This is a genomic window from Blattabacterium cuenoti (assembly GCF_014251955.1).
GTDB classification, from domain to species: Bacteria; Bacteroidota; Bacteroidia; order Flavobacteriales; family Blattabacteriaceae; genus Blattabacterium; species Blattabacterium cuenoti_L.
The window spans coordinates 344593-363604 of the sequence record NZ_CP059203.1 but is presented as its reverse complement, the minus strand read 5'-3'; the positions used below and the strand labels follow the sequence as shown (position 1 = coordinate 363604).

At 31.6% G+C, this 19012-nt stretch carries 7 protein-coding genes, 2 tRNA genes and 3 rRNA genes; 8 read left to right on the top strand and 4 right to left on the bottom strand.

Annotated elements, in window-relative coordinates; all coding sequences use genetic code 11:
• Nucleotides 1-3 precede the first annotated feature (3 nt).
• Nucleotides 4-990 (bottom strand): polyprenyl synthetase family protein, encoded by a 987-nt coding sequence (locus tag H0H53_RS01635; RefSeq protein WP_185870279.1) that lies wholly within the window; start codon nt 988-990, stop codon nt 4-6.
• Between the two features lie 141 nt (nt 991-1131).
• Nucleotides 1132-2175 (bottom strand): tRNA preQ1(34) S-adenosylmethionine ribosyltransferase-isomerase QueA, encoded by a 1044-nt coding sequence (queA, locus tag H0H53_RS01630; RefSeq protein ID WP_185870278.1) that lies wholly within the window; start codon nt 2173-2175, stop codon nt 1132-1134.
• Between the two features lie 236 nt (nt 2176-2411).
• Between queA and H0H53_RS01625 the strand changes: the two genes are divergently transcribed.
• The 5 genes from H0H53_RS01625 to rrf all read left to right on the top strand — a co-directional run bounded on the left by H0H53_RS01625 (nt 2412) and on the right by rrf (nt 7487).
• Nucleotides 2412-3954, top strand: a 16S ribosomal RNA gene (locus H0H53_RS01625).
• A gap of 128 nt (nt 3955-4082) precedes the next feature.
• A tRNA-Ile gene (locus tag H0H53_RS01620) sits at nt 4083-4156 on the top strand.
• 98 nt (nt 4157-4254) lie between these two features.
• Nucleotides 4255-4328 (top strand) — tRNA-Ala (locus H0H53_RS01615).
• An 88-nt stretch (nt 4329-4416) separates the two neighbouring features.
• Nucleotides 4417-7313: ribosomal RNA gene (locus H0H53_RS01610) — 23S ribosomal RNA — on the top strand.
• Between the two features lie 64 nt (nt 7314-7377).
• Nucleotides 7378-7487 (top strand): 5S ribosomal RNA (rrf, locus tag H0H53_RS01605).
• The 16S, 23S and 5S rRNA genes sit together here with 2 tRNA genes alongside, the layout of an rRNA operon.
• 3 nt (nt 7488-7490) lie before the next feature.
• Here rrf and H0H53_RS01600 read toward each other — a convergent pair.
• Together H0H53_RS01600 and rpsA are read right to left on the bottom strand one after the other, a co-directional pair.
• Complete coding sequence (locus H0H53_RS01600) at nt 7491-9218, bottom strand: ribonucleoside-diphosphate reductase subunit alpha (protein ID WP_185870277.1); 1728 nt, start codon at nt 9216-9218, stop codon at nt 7491-7493.
• A gap of 47 nt (nt 9219-9265) precedes the next feature.
• Entirely contained in the window at nt 9266-11095 is a 1830-nt protein-coding gene (gene rpsA, locus H0H53_RS01595) for a 30S ribosomal protein S1 (RefSeq protein ID WP_185870276.1), read from the bottom strand.
• Between the two features lie 623 nt (nt 11096-11718).
• Between rpsA and dnaE the strand changes: the two genes are divergently transcribed.
• From dnaE to argC, 3 genes are all read left to right on the top strand, one after another.
• The gene (gene dnaE / locus H0H53_RS01590) at nt 11719-16059 is read left to right on the top strand and encodes a DNA polymerase III subunit alpha (protein ID WP_185870275.1); all 4341 of its coding nucleotides are present in this window, start codon (nt 11719-11721) and stop codon (nt 16057-16059) included.
• Between the two features lie 204 nt (nt 16060-16263).
• A complete protein-coding gene (locus H0H53_RS01585; protein ID WP_185870274.1) occupies nt 16264-18027 on the top strand; it encodes an argininosuccinate synthase domain-containing protein in 1764 nt (587 codons plus the stop codon).
• Nucleotides 18020-18994: an N-acetyl-gamma-glutamyl-phosphate reductase gene (gene argC, locus H0H53_RS01580; protein ID WP_185870273.1), complete on the top strand. Its 975-nt coding sequence runs from the start codon at nt 18020-18022 to the stop codon at nt 18992-18994. Before H0H53_RS01585 ends, argC begins: the two co-directional genes overlap by 8 nt.
• The last annotated feature ends 18 nt before the right edge of the window (nt 18995-19012 follow it).

Genomic DNA, 19012 nt, shown 5'->3' with positions numbered 1-19012 from the left:
GTTTTATTTATTTCTTTCAACAAGAAAATTAACCATTGTTTTTAAAGCATCTTTAATTGTACTTTCTGGATAATTTTCTAATATTTTTAATGCATGATTACGGAACTTTTTCATTTTTTGAGAAGCATATTCTAATCCTCCAGATTGTTTGACATAAGCAATAATTTGATCTCTTTTTTTTTCATCATAATTTTTTATAGAATTAAGGATCCATTTTTGATCTTCTTGAGAAGCATTTTTTATGGCATAAATAAGTGGAAGTGTTATTTTTTTCTCTTTTAAATCCATTCCAACAGGTTTTCCTATTAGATTTTTATTATATTTATCTTCATAATCAAATAGATCATCTTTTATTTGAAAAGCAATTCCAGTTAATCCTCCAAACTCTCTCATTTTTAATGCTGTATTTTCATCTGCATCAACTGAACGAGCTCCTCCTTCACAAGAAGCTGCAATTAAACTAGCTGTTTTATGATAAACAATTTTATTGTAAACACTTTCAGTGATATCTAATTTTTTTGATTTTTCCATTTGTAATAATTCTCCTTCGCTCATATCTTTTATTGTTTTGCAAACAATTTTAAGAAGGTCATAATAATTATTATTTGTAGCTAATAAAAGGCTTTTAGACAGTAAATAATCTCCTACTAAAACAGCTATTTTATTTTTCCATATTGCATTGACAGAAAAAAAACCACGTCTAAGGTGACTATTATCTATAACATCATCATGGACTAAGGTTGCTGTATGAATTAGTTCTATTAAAGATGCAGTATGATATGTTTTTTTTTTCGTTTTTCCTAACATTTTAGCAATTAAAAAAACAAACATAGGACGAATTTGTTTTCCTTTTCTATGGATAATATAATGAGTAATTTGATTTATAAGAGGAACTTGACTTTCTATAATAATAGAAAGGAATTGTTTTTCAAAAATTTTCATTTCCTCTTTTATAGATATTTTTATTTTTTCAAGGATTTTTTTTGTCATAATTACGATTATGCTATGCTGCTCCCTCCTATTAACTACTTACTGATATATTTCTTATCTTTTTAAAAATATAGAGGGGATATAATATAGTATAGTAGTAGAGTGGAGTAGAGTAGTCTAAAAGACTAGATCTTTCTATTTCTATAAGATTAACATAACATCTCCATAGGAATAGAATCTGTATTTTTCTTGTATAGCTATTTGATATGCTTTCATAATTAAGTCATATCCTGCAAAAGCTACTGTCATCATAAGTAATGTGGATTTAGGCATATGAAAATTTGTAATCATAGAATTTGCTATACTAAAGTTGTAAGGAGGAAATATGAATTTATTAGTCCATCCGGAAAAAGGATTTAAATATCTTCTGGAAGATACAGAACTTTCAATAGCACGCATAGATGAAGTTCCTACTGCACATACACATTTTTTTTGTTGAATTGTTTGATTGACTAAATCACATGTATCTTTGTTTATAAAACATTTTTCAGAATCCATTTTATGTTTAGATATATCTTCTACTTCTACTGGTAAAAAACTACCTAATCCAAGATGTAAAGTAATTTCTACTAGATTAATTCCTTTTATTTCTAATATTTTTAATAAATGTTTTGAAAAATGGAGACCTGCTGTAGGAGCAGCTACAGATCCTTCTGTTTTTGCATAAACAGTTTGATATCTTTCTTCATCATTTTTATCTGGTAATCTATCAATATATTTTGGTAAAGGAGTTTTTCCTAATTCTTTTATTTTTTTTATAAGTTCTTCATGATTTCCATCAAAATGAAGTTGTAAAATTCTTCCTCTGGAAGTTGTATTATCTATAACCTCTCCAGTTAATCCAGATCCAAAATTTAATTTGTTTCCTACTCTTACTTTTCTTGCTGGATCTACTAAAACGTCCCAAGTTCTATCTTTTGTGTCTAATTCTCTAAGTAAAAAAACTTCTATTTTTGCTTCTGTTTTTTCTTTATTTCCAAACAGTCTTGCTGGAAAAACTTTTGTATTATTAAGGATTATAGTATCTCCTTCTTCAAAATATTGATATAAGTCTTTAAATAATTTATGTTCAATTTTATTATTTTTTCTATGAATTACCATTAATTTAGATTCGTCTCTTTCCTGAGTTGGTTGATAAGCTAAAAGATTTGATGGAAATACAAAGTCAAAATCTGAAGTTCTCATATTTTCATACTAAATATTGAATTCTTTAACATAAGGTCCGTTTTTTTTTTGTAAAAAAATATATATATTTGTTATTTTATTTGTGTAAAACTTTTTTTTTTCCAATAAAAAGTGTATATTTGCATTGTTTATTATGATTGTTCTTTGTATATTGGAAATTGCTTCTAGGCCTGATTCTAAGGATTTTTAAGTAAGTTTTTTGCGTATTTTGATATTATTATTTTTTTATATAAAATACAACGAAGAGTTTGATCCTGGCTCAGGATGAACGCTAGCGGCGGGCTTAACACATGCAAGTCGAGGGGCAGCATAAAATCTATGTATTTAGATTTTGATGGCGACCGGCGAACGGGTGCGTAACACGTACGTAACCTACCTTTTGCTAGAAAATAGCCCGAGGAAACTTGGATTAATGTTCTATAATAAAATAATATTATTGCATGATGATATTATTAAAGCAGAAATGCGGCAAAAGATGGGCGTGCGTCCGATTAGTTAGTTGGTTAGGGTAAAGGCCTACCAAGACAATGATCGGTAGGGGGCCTGAGAGGGTGATCCCCCACACTGGTACTGAGACACGGACCAGACTCCTACGGGAGGCAGCAGTGAGGAATATTGGTCAATGGAGGAAACTCTGAACCAGCCACGTCGCGTGCAGGAAGAATGCCTTATGGGTTGTAAACTGCTTTTGTTTAGGAATAAAGATCTCTACGGGATAGAGATTATGAATGTACTATACGAATAAGTGTCGGCAAACTCCGTGCCAGCAGCCGCGGTAATACGGAGGACACAAGCGTTATCCGGATTTATTGGGTTTAAAGGGTGCGTAGGCGGTTTATTAAGTCAGTAGTGAAATGTTGCAGCTTAACTGTTAAAATGGCTATTGATACTGATAGACTTGAGTGAGATTGGAGTAACTGGAATGTGTGGTGTAGCGGTGAAATGCATAGATATCACACAGAACACCGATCGCGAAAGCAGGTTACTAAGTCTATACTGACGCTGAGGCACGAAAGCGTGGGGAGCAAACAGGATTAGATACCCTGGTAGTCCACGCCGTAAACGATGATCACTAGTTGTTGGATTTTAATATTCAGTGGCTAAGCGAAAGTGATAAGTGATCCACCTGGGGAGTACGGCCGCAAGGCTGAAACTCAAAGGAATTGACGGGGGCCCGCACAAGCGGTGGAGCATGTGGTTTAATTCGATGATACGCGAGGAACCTTACCAAGGTTTAAATGTACTGCGAATAAATTAGAAATAGTTTAGTCTTCGGACGGAGTACAAGATGCTGCATGGTTGTCGTCAGCTCGTGCCGTGAGGTGTTGGGTTAAGTCCCTCAACGAGCGCAACCCTCATTGTTAGTTGCCAGCGAGTTAAGTCGGGGACTCTAACAAGACTGCCGACGCAAGTCGAGAGGAAGGTGGGGACGACGTCAAATCATCACGGCTCTTATACCTTGGGCTACACACGTGCTACAATGGTCGGTACAAAGGGTTGCTACTGAGCAATCAAGAGCTAATCTCTAAAAACCGATCTCAGTTCGGATTGGAGTCTGCAACTCGACTCCATGAAGTTGGAATCGCTAGTAATCGCATATCAGCCATGATGCGGTGAATACGTTCCCGGGCCTTGTACACACCGCCCGTCAAGCCATGGAAGTCGGGGAGACCTGAAATCGGTGACCATAATAAGGAGCTGCTTAAGGTAGAATCGATAACTGGGGCTAAGTCGTAACAAGGTAGCCGTACCGGAAGGTGCGGCTGGAACATCTCTTTTTTTATAGAGGATTTTTATAATACTTATTAAAAAATTTGAGGAATCAGACTTTAGAAGTTTATATATTGATAATAAAGAATGCTAAAAGCTAAAATGAATAATAATATATATATAATGGTGGTATCATCAGTCTCGTAGCTCAGACGGTTAGAGCGCTACACTGATAATGTAGAGGTCCGCGGTTCAATTCCGCGCGAGACTATTGTGTTGTTGTATGTGGAATATTGTAGTAGTTTTTAGTGATTATTATATATTGTAATGTAAATGTAATTTATGTACTATGAGTATGAGATTGTAGAAGGGGGATTAGCTCAGCTGGCTAGAGCGCCTGCTTTGCACGCAGGAGGTCATCGGTTCGACTCCGATATTCTCCATTGTTTTTTTTCATTTTTTAAGAAAGTTCTTTGACATAACATAACATACAAAATAATTTATTGTTCTTGTATTGAATTGAGGTAATAAAAAAAAGCTAAGTAAGGGCGTATGGTGGATGCCTTGGCTCTGAGAGGCGAAGAAGGACGTGATAAGCTGCGATAAGCTGCGGGGATTGGCACATACAAATTGATCCGCAGATGTCCGAATGGGGGAACCTATCATATTAATCATATGATATTACTTTTGAAGAAGTAATGCAAACCTAGAGAACTGAAACATCTAAGTATCTAGAGGAAAAGAAAACAATAGTGATTCCGTTAGTAGTGGCGAGCGAAATCGGAAAAGCCTAAACTATTGTAGATAAAACTACAATAGGGTTGTAGGTCTACAAATAAGGTAGATTTTTATATAGTAGAATGGTTTGGAAAAACCAATCATAGAAGGTGATAATCCTGTATGCGAAATGTAAAAATCATCTAGTAGTAACCTGATTAGGACGGGACACGGGAAATCTTGTCTGAATCTGCCGGGACCATCCGGTAAGGCTAAATACTACTCAGAGACCGATAGTGAACTAGTACCGTGAGGGAAAGGTGAAAAGTACTTCGAATAGAAGAGTGAAATAGATCCTGAAACCATACGCTTACAAGCTGTCGGAGCCTCTTAGTGAGGTGACGACGTGCCTTTTGCATAATGAACCTACGAGTTAATTTTTCCGGCAAGGTTAAGTAGTTTAGCTATGGAGCCGTAGCGAAAGCGAGTTTTAATAGAGCGTTTAGTCGGAAGAATTAGACGCGAAACCGAGTGATCTACCCATGAGCAGGTTGAAGCTGTGGTAACACATAGTGGAGGACCGAACCGGTTGACGTTGAAAAGTCTTCGGATGACTTGTGGGTAGGGGTGAAAGGCCAATCAAACTCGGAGATAGCTCGTACTCCCCGAAATGCATTTAGGTGCAGCATCGTGTTAAATAATACAGAGGTAGAGCTACTGATTGGATGAAGGGGTTTCATCACCTACTAATTCCTGACAAACTCCGAATGCTGTTATTATGTTTCACGGTAGTGAGGGCATGGGTGCTAAGATCCATGTCCGAGAGGGGAACAACCCAGACCATCAGTTAAGGCCCCTAAGTATATATTAAGTTGGAAAAAAACGAGGTTTAATTACATAGACAGCTAGGATGTTAGCTTGGAAGCAGCTATTCATTTAAAGAGTGCGTAACAGCTCACTAGTCTAGTGATTGAGCGTGGATAATAATCGGGCATAAATATATCGCCGAAACTATGGGATTGAAAAATCAATCGGTAGGGGAGCATTGTAAGAACGCTGAAGCTATATTGTGAAATATAGTGGAGTTCTTACAAAAGAAAATGTAGGTATAAGTAACGATAATGCGGATGAGAAATCCGCACACCGAAAAACTAAGGATTCCTCAGCTATGTTAATCAACTGAGGGTTAGTCGGATCCTAAGATGTAATCGAAAGATGTAATCGATGGGAAACCGGTTAATATTCCGGTACTTGCTTTTATTGCGAAGGGGGGACGGAGTTATGAAACTGTCGCGTACGGACGGAAGTGTACGTTAAAATAGTTAGGTATAAAATATATAGGAAAATCCGTATATTTTGCTGATCTATGATAGTACCATAAACCTTCGGGCGAATGGATAGTACAGGTAAGAACTTCCAAGAAAAGCCTCTAAGCTTCAGATAAAAGTGATCCGTACCAAAACCGACACAGGTAGTTAAGGAGAGTATCCTAAGGTGCTCGAGTGATTCACGGCTAAGGAACTAGGCAAAATAAACCTGTAACTTCGGGAGAAAGGTAGCCTTCCTTCAGGAAGGTCGCAGTGAAAATATCCAGGCGACTGTTTATCAAAAACATAGGACTCTGCTAAATTGAAAAATGATGTATAGGGTCTGACACCTGCCCAGTACTGGAAGGTTAAAGAAGAAGGTTAGCTTTTTTTTAGCAAAGCTTTTAACTGAAGCCCCAGTAAACGGCGGCCGTAACTATAACGGTCCTAAGGTAGCGAAATTCCTTGTCGGGTAAGTTCCGACCTGCACGAATGGTGTAACGATCTGGAAACTGTCTCAGCCGTGAGCTCGGTGAAATTGTAATATCGGTGAAGATGCCGATTACTCGCAATGGGACGAAAAGACCCTGTGAACCTTTACTATAGCTTCGTATTGGTTTTGATTAAAAAATGTGTAGGATAGGTGGGAGACTTTGAAGTATTGTCGTTAGGCAGTATGGAGTCACCCTTGAAATACCACCCTTTTTTTAGTTGAAATCTAACTCGATAATTAACTATTGAGGACATTGCGTGGTGGGTAGTTTGACTGGGGTGGTCGCCTCCAAAAAGGTAACGGAGGCTCCCAAAGGTACCCTCAACACGTTTGGTAATCGTGTGTAGAGTGTAATGGCATAAGGGTGCTTGACTGTGAGACTTACAAGTCGATCAGGTACGAAAGTAGGGCATAGTGATCCGGTGGTTCCGCATGGAAGGGCCATCGCTCAAAGGATAAAAGGTACTCCGGGGATAACAGGCTAGTCTCCCCCAAGAGCTCACATCGACGGGGAGGTTCGGCACCTCGATGTCGGCTCGTCACATCCTGGGGCTGGAGAAGGTCCCAAGGGTTGGGCTGTTCGCCCATTAAAGTGGCACGCGAGCTGGGTTCAGAACGTCGTGAGACAGTTCGGTCTCTATCTATTGCGAGCGTTAGAAGCTTGAGTGGACCTGATTCTAGTACGAGAGGACCGAATTGGACGAACCTCTGGTGTATCAGTTGTGTCGCCAGATGCATTGCTGAGTAGCTATGTTCGGAAGAGATAAGCACTGAAAGCATATAAGTGCGAAACTCACCACAAGATTAGGCTTCTTTTAAGGGTCGTTGAAGATGACAACGTTGATAGGCTATAAGTGTAAAGACAGTAATGTCATAGCTAAGTAGTACTAATCACCCATAAGCTTTTATTTTTTTTCATTCAATTCAATTCATGATTTATATGATTATGTATGTATGTTATGTCATTTCAATTATATGGGTGGTTATAGCAATGTGGTCCCACCTCTTTCCATTCCGAACAGAGAAGTTAAACACATTAGCGCTGATGGTACTGGTTATTCTGGGAGAGTAAGTCGCCGCCCTTTTTTTTATTTATTTTTATTATATAGTAAACACTCCGAATATAAATCTCTACTTTTTGTTTCTGCACGTAAAATACTTTCGCTTCTATAATAGTAAAGACTTTTTAATCCTATTTTCCAAGCTTCAACATGAACTTGATTTATAAATTTAGCAGGAGTTTTTTGGGGAAAAGCAAAATTGAGACTTTGTCCTTGATCAATATATTTTTGTCGTATGCTAGCTTGTTTTATTAATCCTAGCTGATTTATTTCTTTAAAACATCTAAACACATTTTTTTCTTTTTCACTAAGATCAGTTAAGTTTAAACAAGATCCTTTTTCATTAGCTATTTGTTCCCAAATTTCTGGTAGATTATATCCACTTTTTATAAGAACTTTTTCCAAATGAGGATTTTTTCGAATATGCATTCCTTTTGCATCATCATCCACATATATATTTGCGGCTAAAGGTTCTATCCCTTGTGATAGTCCTCCTGCTAATTTAGCAGAGCTTCTATTCGGAGCCATAGCCATTAAGGTTAAATTTCTTCTTCCTGTTCCTCTATTCCATTCTGATTCTCCATACTCTTTAGCTAAATATTGAGTTGCCTTTTTAGATTCTAATTGTATATATTTAAATATATTATGAGTTAGTATTTCAGATTTTTTAGATATAAATGGAATCATTTTAGATTGTAAATAAGAATGCCAACCTAAAGCGCCTAAACCTAATGCTCTACTTTTTTCCGCAAAACGAACAGAATCCTCTATTCCTCGTATATTTTTTCCTTTATCAATAAACTCTTGCAAAACAGCGTCTAAAAATAAAACAGCATAAAATACAGTATTTGTATTTTTCCATTCTATATATTTGTATAAATTTAATGAGGAAAGACAACATACAAGAGTATGACTTTCATCTGTTGGCAACATAATTTCTGAACAAAGATTACTATGATGGATTCTTAATCCATGTTTTTTCCAGTTTTCCGGAAGATTTTGATTAGCATTATCTTTGAAAAAAAGATAAGGTTCTCCAGTTTTTACACGTTCTTTTAATGTATTGATCCATAAATTTCTTTCTTTTCCATTATTTTTCAACACTTTTTCCATAAAAGAATTAGTAATTATCACACCTTGATGAACATTATGACATTGACGATTAATATCCCCTTTAGGTTCTCTGATCTTTAAAAATTCTGGATATTCTTTATGTTCTATATTTAAATAAATAGCAACTGCACCTCTTCTTGTTCTTCCTTGTTTACTAGCTACAATGGTACTATCATATGATTTAATAAAAGGAATTATTCCATCAGAAGACCCCAATGTTCCATTTTTTATAGGACTTCCTACAGGTCTTACAAGACTAAAATCATAAGAAGTTCCTCCTCCATGCTTACTTAATATTGCCATCTCTAAATTTTTTCTATAAATTTCATACATACTATCTCCAATTCTTCCTGAAAAACAACTAATAGGCAATCCTTTTTCAGTACCTAAATTGACCATAACTGGAGTAGAAGGAATAAGCCATCCTTTCCATAGGATATTGAAAAACTTTTCTTCTATTTTTGGTTTTTTAAGAATTCTAGCAGCATTTTTAGACAATCTTTTATACGCTTCAAAAGGAGTTTCTCCATCTAATAAATATCCTCCTTTAATCGTAGTTAAATACAGTTCGTTATTAGCCCATATTGGGATATCTTTTCCAACTTTCCATCCTTCTTTTTCTGCAATAGGGTGTGTTTCCATACTACTAAACTAACTACTCGACTATACTAATATACTCTGAAAATTATTTATTTTTTTTCTTTTTCTATTTGTTCTTTTAACTTAACTAATCCAGCAATATCTCCCAAAGTTGATTTTTCTAATTTCCTATTTCTACTAATACGTTGTTCTTTCTTTTGTTCTTTATCACGATAAACTGAAGTATGAGAAACTACAATTTTTTTAGTATCTTTATTAAATTCTATGATTTTAAAATTAATATTTTCTCCTTTTTTAATAATGTTCCCATCTTTTTTTTCTAAAAAACGTAGTGGAGCAAATGCTTCAAATTCTTGATTTGAAAATTTGACTATAGCACCTTTATCTAAAAAATTGACTATCATTCCATTATGAATACTTCCTACATGGTAAATTTTTTCATATTGATTCCATGGATTTTCCGTTAATTGTTTATGTCCTAAATTTAATCTTCTTGTTTGAATATCTAATGATAAAACAATAACTTCTAATTTATCGTTAATGTTGCAAAATTCAGAAGAATGTTTTATTTTTTTTATCCATGAAAGATCATTTGTATAAATAATTCCAGATATTCCTCTTTCTAACTCCAAAAAAACTCCAAAATTAGTAAATTTTCGTACTTCCCCAACATGTTTTGATCCTACAGGATACTTATTTTGGATATTTATCCAAGGATCTGGAGTCAATTGTTTAAGACTCAAAGACATTTTTCTTTCTTGACGATCTATAGTTAGAATTATTGTTTCTAACTCGTCTCCAATTTGGACAAAATCTTGTGGAGACGATAAATCAGAAGACCAAGACATTTCACTTATATGTAACAAAGCTTCTACCCCTGGAATAATTTCTACAAAAGCTCCATAATCGGCTAAAACACTAACTTTTCCTTTTACTACACTTCCTACTTTTAAATTTTCATCCAAAGAACTCCAAGGATGAGGTTGCAATTGTTTTAACCCTAATTGCACACGATTTTTCTCTTTATCTACACCTAAAACTACAAATTTTAACTCTTGTTCTAATTGAACAACTTCTGTAGGATGATTAATATGAGGCCAGCTCATGTCTGTAATATGTAACAATGCATCTACTCCTCCTAAATCTACAAAAGCCCCATAAGGAAGAATATTTTTTATTTTTCCTTCTAAAACTTGACCTTTATCTAATTTAGAAATCATTTCTTTTCTTTGTTCCTCAATATCTCTTTCTATAAGAACTTTATGAGAAACAACAACATTTTTTGTTTTTTGATTTATTTTAACAACTTTTACTTCCATAGTTTTTCCCACATAGATATCATAATCTCTAACAGGTTTGACATTAATATGAGAACCTGGAAGAAAACATTCAATATCAAAAATTTCTATGATCAATCCTCCTTTTGTTCTAGCCGCAACATAACCTAAAATGACTTCTCCTTTCTCATATGCTTCATTAATACGTTGCCAATTTCTTAATGTTTTTGCTTTTTGATATGAAAGAATGCATTGTCCTTTATAATCTATTTTCACTACCATGACTTCCATATGACTTCCTACTTTGAAATTAAAATCTTCTCTAAATTCATTCATAGGAATGGCACCTTCTGCTTTAAATCCAATATCTACTATAACATTTTTTTCCGTAATATGTGTAACAATTCCTTGATAAATTTCTAATTCTTGTATACATGGCAAAGTTTTCGTATATATTTCTTCAAATTCTTTTCTTTTTTTTTGTATCTCATTATTAAAATGAGTTTCGTATTTCGTCCAATCGAAACTTTTTATTTTTTCCTGATCATTCAATTTTTCACTATTTTTTTCATCCCCATCAAAAGATGAATGGGATGCTTCCTTTTTAATTTCCTCTGTTTGATTAGTAGTTTGATTAGACATATATTTTATTTTAAAATTTTTTATAGTTTTTTTATTTTTATTATATTATAGTAGTCCCGTTTTATGTTAGTAAGTTAACTAAGAACATTCAACTCATATTTCATATTCATAATATCATTATGATAATTTAATGTATATAATATTCTACCTACATTTACATTATACCTACTATTTTTTTCTTTTTTTTTAATAAAAATTCTAATCTAAATTAAAATCAAAGAGAAAAAACAATAGATATTCTTATTCTCTATGCTTCAGTTAATTTTCAGTTATTATTTATTGTTAATAATTTAAGTATCAAGTAAATAAATAATAAAAAATAAATAGGATTCTTCTTTAATAAAGAAGAAAAAAAACTAGAGAATACAAAACTAATAATTTTTCATCAACTTTTCCTATTGATACAAAAAACTATTATTCTTTTTTTGAAAACAACTAATGAAAAAATTCCATCATTGATAAAATTTCTAATCATTTGTTTGTTGTTTTGTATGTATGTGTGTGTAGTAAAATAAAAAAAGACAAAGAAAGAAAAAAAATGGAATCCACTTGATGATGATGTTGTAAAAAATTATTGTAAAATTGAATAAAGAATAAATAAAAAAAAAGTAAATAAAAAAAGCATGTACCTTATTGTTGACACAGAAACTACAGGGTTACCTACATCTTCCAATTTACCAATTACTAATACAAATAATTGGCCAAGAGTCGTCCAAATAGCATGGCAATGTCATGATTTTTTAGGAAAATTTATAGAATTTAAAAATTTCATCATTAAACCGGAGCATTATGACATTCCTTTTAATGCTTTTAAAATTCATGGAATCACTAATGAAAAAGCAGAAAAATATGGAAAAGATTTAAGTTTTGTTCTAGAAGAATTTCAAAAATCCTTAGACCAATCTAAATGTTTAATTGGACACAATCTAGAATTTGATATCAAAGTGATTGCATGTGAATTTTTTAGAAAAAAAAAAAAAGAAATGGACTTTAAAAATAAAAAATTTTTAGATACTAAAGAAGTCTCTGTTTCTTATTGCAAATTTCCAGGCATTAGTAGTAGAAAATTTAAATGGCCTACATTAAACGAATTATATCATAAACTATTTGGAATCAATTTTTCTAATTTTCATAATGCTGCAAATGATGTAAAAGCTACTGCACGTTGTTTTTTAGAACTTATCCGTATTGGAGTTATATCATCTCATGATATTGGAATAGAAAAAAATATTTTAGTCAAATTCAGAGAATTGTTCCGTGATCCTATTTCTTCTTCTATGGTTTTTTTTGAAGTTCCTTATCCTTCTTATTATGATAAGAAGAAAAATCATATTTATACGACTAATAAAAAAAATCAAAAAGAGAAAGAGGAGAATGATTTTTTGAAAAAAAAAAGATACTCTCATCTTCATAATCATACTTCATTTTCCATTCTTTATTCAACTATAGATATTCAATCTTTGATTGAGAAATCTATATCTTTTAATATGCCTGCTGTAGGAATAACAGATTATGGAAATATGATGGGAGCTTTCCATTTTTTAAATGCAATTCATTCTGCAAATAAAAAATATTCTTCTTTCAAAAAATCTATTAAAGGAATCATTGGATGTGAAGTTTTTATTTCGGAATTTTATTTGCAAAAAAAGTTTACTAAAGAACAACCGGATAAACGATATCAACAAGTTCTTTTCTCCAAAAATAAGAACGGTTATCATAATTTATCTAAACTTTGTTCTCTTGGATTTACAGAAGGGATTTATTCTGGAATTCCTAGAGTGGGAAAAAATTTGATTGAAAAATATAAAGAAAATTTAATAGCACTCACTGGAGATCTCAATGCAGAAATTCCACAAACCATTTTAAATCAAGGAAAAAGAAAAGCAGAAAATATTTTTTTGTGGTGGAAAGAACTTTTCAATGACGATTTTTATATAGAGTTATTACGTCATGGATTAGAAGAAGAAGATTATGTCAATGAAATTCTCCTTCAGTTTTCAGAAAAATATCATGTTAAATATATTGTCCAGAATAATACTTTTTATTTGAATAAAAAAGAAGCAGATGCACATGATATTTTACTTTGCGTAAAAAATGGAGAGAAACAATCAACCCCCATAGGAAAAGGGAAAGGATACAGATTTGGATTTCCAAATCATGAATTTTATTTTAAAAGCCAAGAAGATATGAAAAAAATATTTTCTGATCTTCCAGAAGCTTTTGATTTTTTAGACGAATTAATTGGAAAAGTTGAATCTTATCATCTTTCACAAAAAATATTACTTCCAAAATTTAAAATTCCAGAGTCTTTTCAAGATTCTATGGATAAAATAGATGTAAGAAGAAGAAATAGAGGGGAAAATTATTTTCTAAAAAATATCACTTATGAAGGGGCTAAAAAACGTTACAAAAATTTAACAAAAGAAATCAAAGAAAGAATTTCTTTTGAATTAAAAACGATTGAAAAAATTGGATATCCTGGTTATTTTCTTATTGTTCATAATTTGATTTATCAAGCTAGAAAAATGAATATTTCAATAGGACCTGGAAGAGGTTCCGTTGCAGGATCTGTTGTTGCTTATTGTATAGGAATAACGGATATAGATCCGATAAAATATCATCTTCTTTTTGAACGATTTTTAAATCCAGACAGAATCTCTCTTCCAGATATTGATATAGATTTTGATGATCGTGGACGTGAAAAAATTATTAAATGGGTTGTAGATAAATATGGAAAACATCAAGTTGCACAAATTATAACATATGCCACTATGGGAGCAAGATCTTCCATTAGAGATACAGCTCGTGTATTAAATTTATCTTTAAAAGAAACAGATCGTATTGCGAAAATGATTCCCAATTCCCTTTCGTTGAGAGAAATTCTATCAGTAAATTCTTCGATAGAAAGAATCAGTAAAGAGGACATGGATAATGTTAAAAAACTTAGAAAAATTGCAGAAAAAAAAGAAACTTTAGAGGGGAAAATTTTGCAACAAGCAAAAATTTTAGAAGGATCTATAAGAAGTACGGGTATCCATGCCTGTGGGATCATCATAAGTCCATATGATATTAAAAAATATGTTCCCGTTTCTGTTTCTAAAGAATCCGATTTATTATTAACACAATTTGACAATAATGTAGTAGAAGATGCTGGATTATTAAAAATGGATTTTCTAGGGTTAAAAACTCTTACTATCATTAAAGACGCTTTAAATCTTATAAAAAAACGTGCGAATATCACAAAATTATCATTTCCTCTAGAAGATGCAAAAACTTATTCTCTTTTTCAGAAAGGAGAAACTATAGCCGTTTTTCAATATGAATCTCCAGGAATGCAGAAATATTTACGTTTTCTTAAACCTGATAAGTTCGATGATTTAATTGCAATGATGGCGTTGTACAGACCTGGGCCATTGCAATATATTCCTAATTTTATATTAAGAAAACATGGAAAAGAAGCAATTACCTATGATTTGCCAGAAATGGAAGAATTTTTGAAAGAAACTTATGGAATAACAATCTATCAAGAACAGGTTATGTTGATTTCACAAAAAATAGCTGGATTTAGCAAAGGGGATGCGGATTTTCTTAGAAAGGCTATGGGGAAAAAGCAAAAAAATGTCCTAAATAAAATGAAAAATCAATTTCTTAGTCAAGCTATGAAAAAAGGATATCCAAAAAACATATTGGAAAAAATATGGCAAGACTGGGAATCTTTTTCTTGTTATGCTTTTAATAAATCTCATGCAACATGTTATGCTTATATAGCATTTCAAACGGCTTATCTAAAAACTCATTTTCCATATGAATATATGGCTTCCGTATTAAGTAATAACATGCATAATATTAAACAGTTAACTTTTTTTATAAAAGAATGTAAAAGGATGGGAATATCTGTAATAGGACCAGATATAAACGAAAGTGATTCTTTTTTTAAAGTAACAGAGAATAATAGCATTAGATTTGGAATGAGAGGAATCAAAGGAGTTGGAGAAAATGCTGTAAAAACGATTATTCGTGAAAGAGAAAAAAATGGATCATATACTTCTATATTTGATATCGTAAAACGAATTGACTTACGGACAGTAAATAAAAAAACTTTGGAAAGTTTAATTTTATCTGGATCATTGGATAGATTCCATGTGCGAAGAGAACAATATTTTCATTTTGATGATGAAAATCAATTCAGCACTATAGAGAAAATTATTCGGTTTGGATCAAAATATCAAAAAATGAAAAAAAAAGATGAAATTTCTCTTCCAAAAATTGAAAAAGAAAAACCAACTTTTATAGATATAAAAGAAAGAACCCCATGGAGTGATATAGATCAATTATCCAAAGAAAAAGAAGTATTAGGAATTTATGCCACTTCACATCCTTTGGATGCCTTTTATTATGAAAGAAAATATTTTACTAATCTTTCCTTAGATCAACTAAATAAGAATGAATACAAACTTATAGGAAAAAATGTCCATATTTGTGGAATTTTATCTAAAATAGAAAAAAAAATATATCTTAAAAGTGGTAAAAAATATGGTATTTTTTTATTAGAAGATTATCATTCTTCTAAGGAATTTCGTCTTTATGGAAAAGAGTATTTAAAGTATGAGCATCTTTTATTTAAGAATAGCCTGTTATATTTCTCTATTTATATAGAAAAATCCAAATATAAAGAAAATAAAATTAATATTTTACATATAGAAAGTTTACAAAATGTTTTAAACAAATTGACTCATAAACTGATAGTAAAGATTCATATTAATGACTTAGATAGCATGGTTATTCATGAAATAGAACAACTATTTTCTCAGCAAAAAGGAAATAAAATCCTTCATATTCTTCTTTATGATAAGGATAATCAAATTTGTTTAAATTTTGAATCTAAAAAGTATGGAGTTGATATTAACTCAAATTTTTTAAAAAAATTAGAAAAAATAAAGGGTTTGGATTTTTCTTTTAATTAAAACTTGAAATAAATAATAAATACTCAAATTTATTAAATAAACACTTTATTTTATTAAATTTGCAAGAAGCAGTTAGTTCTACAGTAAGCACATATAAAAATGTTATTTATGAGGATTCATTCATACGATTATTATTACAACAAACTAATACAATTCATTTATTTTTTTTATTAGTCTTAGTGTTTTTTTTGGGTTCTTACAAAGATGAAAATAAAAGTTAGAGTATCTCATGATGAGGATACAAAATATGCTTCCTTAATTTGCCAAAAAATACAGGAATCAGCAAAAAGTAGAGGAACTGGAATTGCTAAAAAAGATCCGGAATATATTAAATCAAAAATGATTAGTGGAAATTCCGTTATTGCCTTCTGTGATGGAGAAATAGCAGGATTTAGTTATCTGGAAGTTTTTCAAAACGAAGAATTTGTTGTTAATTCCGGGTTGATTGTTTTTCCTGAATTTAGAAAAAAAGGATTGGCAAGAATTATAAAAGTTGAAATATTTCAACTTTCCAGAAAAAAATTCCCAAATTCTAAAATTTTTAGTATAACAACAAGTCATTCCGTTATCAAAATGAATACAAAATTGGGGTTTAAACCAGTTACTTTTAGTGAGTTACCTCAATCGGAAGAATTTTGGAAAGGATGTAAAAGTTGTGCAAATTTTGATATTTTAACTAGAAATCAAAGAAAAATGTGTCTCTGTACAGGACTTTTATACAAAAAAAACCCATCCATGGATCATCATAATTTAATTCACGGAGATAAAATCGTTTTGGCTTATAGTGGGGGATTAGATACGTCCTATTGTTTAAAATATCTGATCCAGGAAAAAGGATACGAGGTCCATACGGTAATTGTTAATACAGGTGGATTTCAAAAAGAGGAATTAAAAAAAATTGAAGAGATAGCTTTTAACATTGGGTCAAAATCACATAGGACTATTGATGCGATAGAAGAATATTATCAAAATTGCATAAAATATCTTATTTTTGGAAACATTCTCAAAAATAATACTTATCCACTTTCAGTTAGTTCTGAAAGAATTTTTCAGGCTATTAAAATTGCACAATATGCAACTTTCATCCATGCTAAAGCGATTGCTCATGGAAGTACTGGAGCAGGAAACGATCAAATTAGATTCGATATAGCTTTTCAAATTATTTGTCCAGAAAAAATTACTTTATCCCCTATAAGAGATAGGAAAATTTCTAGGAAAGAAGAGATTGAATATTTGAGAAATAGTGGAGTATCCATTTGTTGGGAAAAAGTAAAATATTCCATTAACAAAGGAATTTGGGGAACAAGTATAGGTGGAAAGGAGACTCTCACCTCTTCTCACGATTTTCCGGAAGAGGCCTATCCAACAAAGTTAAAAAGAAAAAAAAGTGAACATTTAGAATTAAAATTTGAGAAAGGAGAATTAGTCAGTGTGAATAAAGAAAAGGGAAAAGCAATAAAGAATATCATAAAACTTGAAAAAATAGCATCAGAATTTGCCATAGGAAGAGGAATTCACATAGGAGATACTATTTTAGGGATTAAAGGAAGAGTCGCATTTGAAGCTTCAGCTGCTATTATTATTATTAAAGCTCATCATTTGTTAGAAAAACATATTCTTACAAAATGGCAACTCTATTGGAAAGAACAATTATCGAATTGGTATGGAATGTTGCTTCATGAAGCTCAATATTTGGATCCTGTTATGCGTGATATAGAGATGTTTTTAAGTAGTACACAAAAAAGATTGACTGGTACGGTTGATATCATTCTATCCCCTTATAAGTTTCATTTAGTTGGGATTAAATCTGAATTTGATTTAATGAAATCTAATATGGCTCAATATGGAGAAATGAATTATGCTTGGACGGCAGAGGATGTTAAAGGATTTACAAAAATATTGAGTAATCAAATGAAAATGTATCATAATTTAAATAAAAAAGAAGAAAAAGAAAAAAAAAATGATTGAAATAGGTATTATAGGAGGAACTGGATATACTTCTGGAGAATTAATTAGATTAATAATTCATCATCCAAAAGCAAGAATCAATAGCGTGGTCAGTCGAAGTTCTCCAGATAAAAAAATTCATTGTTTCCATCAAGATCTACTAGGGGAAATAGATATGAAGTTTACTGATTCTTTAAAAAACAAGGAAATAGATGTGGTCTTTCTTTGTTCAGGACATGGACAATCTAGAAAAGAATTAAAGAAAATATCAAAACATGTAAAAGTGATTGATCTTAGTCAAGATTTCAGAATTATGAATCAATCTATTTTTGAAGGTAGAAATTTTATCTATGGATTACCAGAGTTACAGAAAAATATCATCAAAAAATCCAACAGTATAGCTAATCCAGGATGTTTTGCTACAGCTATTCTTTTAGCCATTTTGCCTTTAGCTAAAAAAAAATTATTAAAACAACATATTCATATTAGTGCTATAACTGGATCCACAGGATCGGGGAAAAAAATGAGTGAAACCAATCAATTTAGTTGGAGAAATAATAATATTTCTACTTATCAAATTTTTAAACATCAGCATATAAAAGAAATTAAACAGACGATTCAACAAGTCCAAGATCATTTTTCTTCGGAAATTTATTTTATTCCTTATAGAGGAAATTTTTCCAGAGGAATTATAGCAACTTTATATACTTATTCTAGTTTTTCTTTGGAAAGGAATAGGGAAATTTATAAGGAATATTATAAAAATCATCCGTTTGTGGAAATATCTGACATCAACATTGACCTAAAACAAGTGGTCAATACCAATAAGTGTATTTTGTTTCTTCTTAAGGAAAAGGATCAACTGATAGTTATCAGTGTTATAGATAATCTTATAAAAGGGGCTTCCGGTCAAGCTGTACAGAATATGAACCTTCTATTTAATTTAGATGAAACTTGTGGTTTGAAATTAAAATCCGTTCGTTTCTAAAAAAAAACAAAGTAAAAA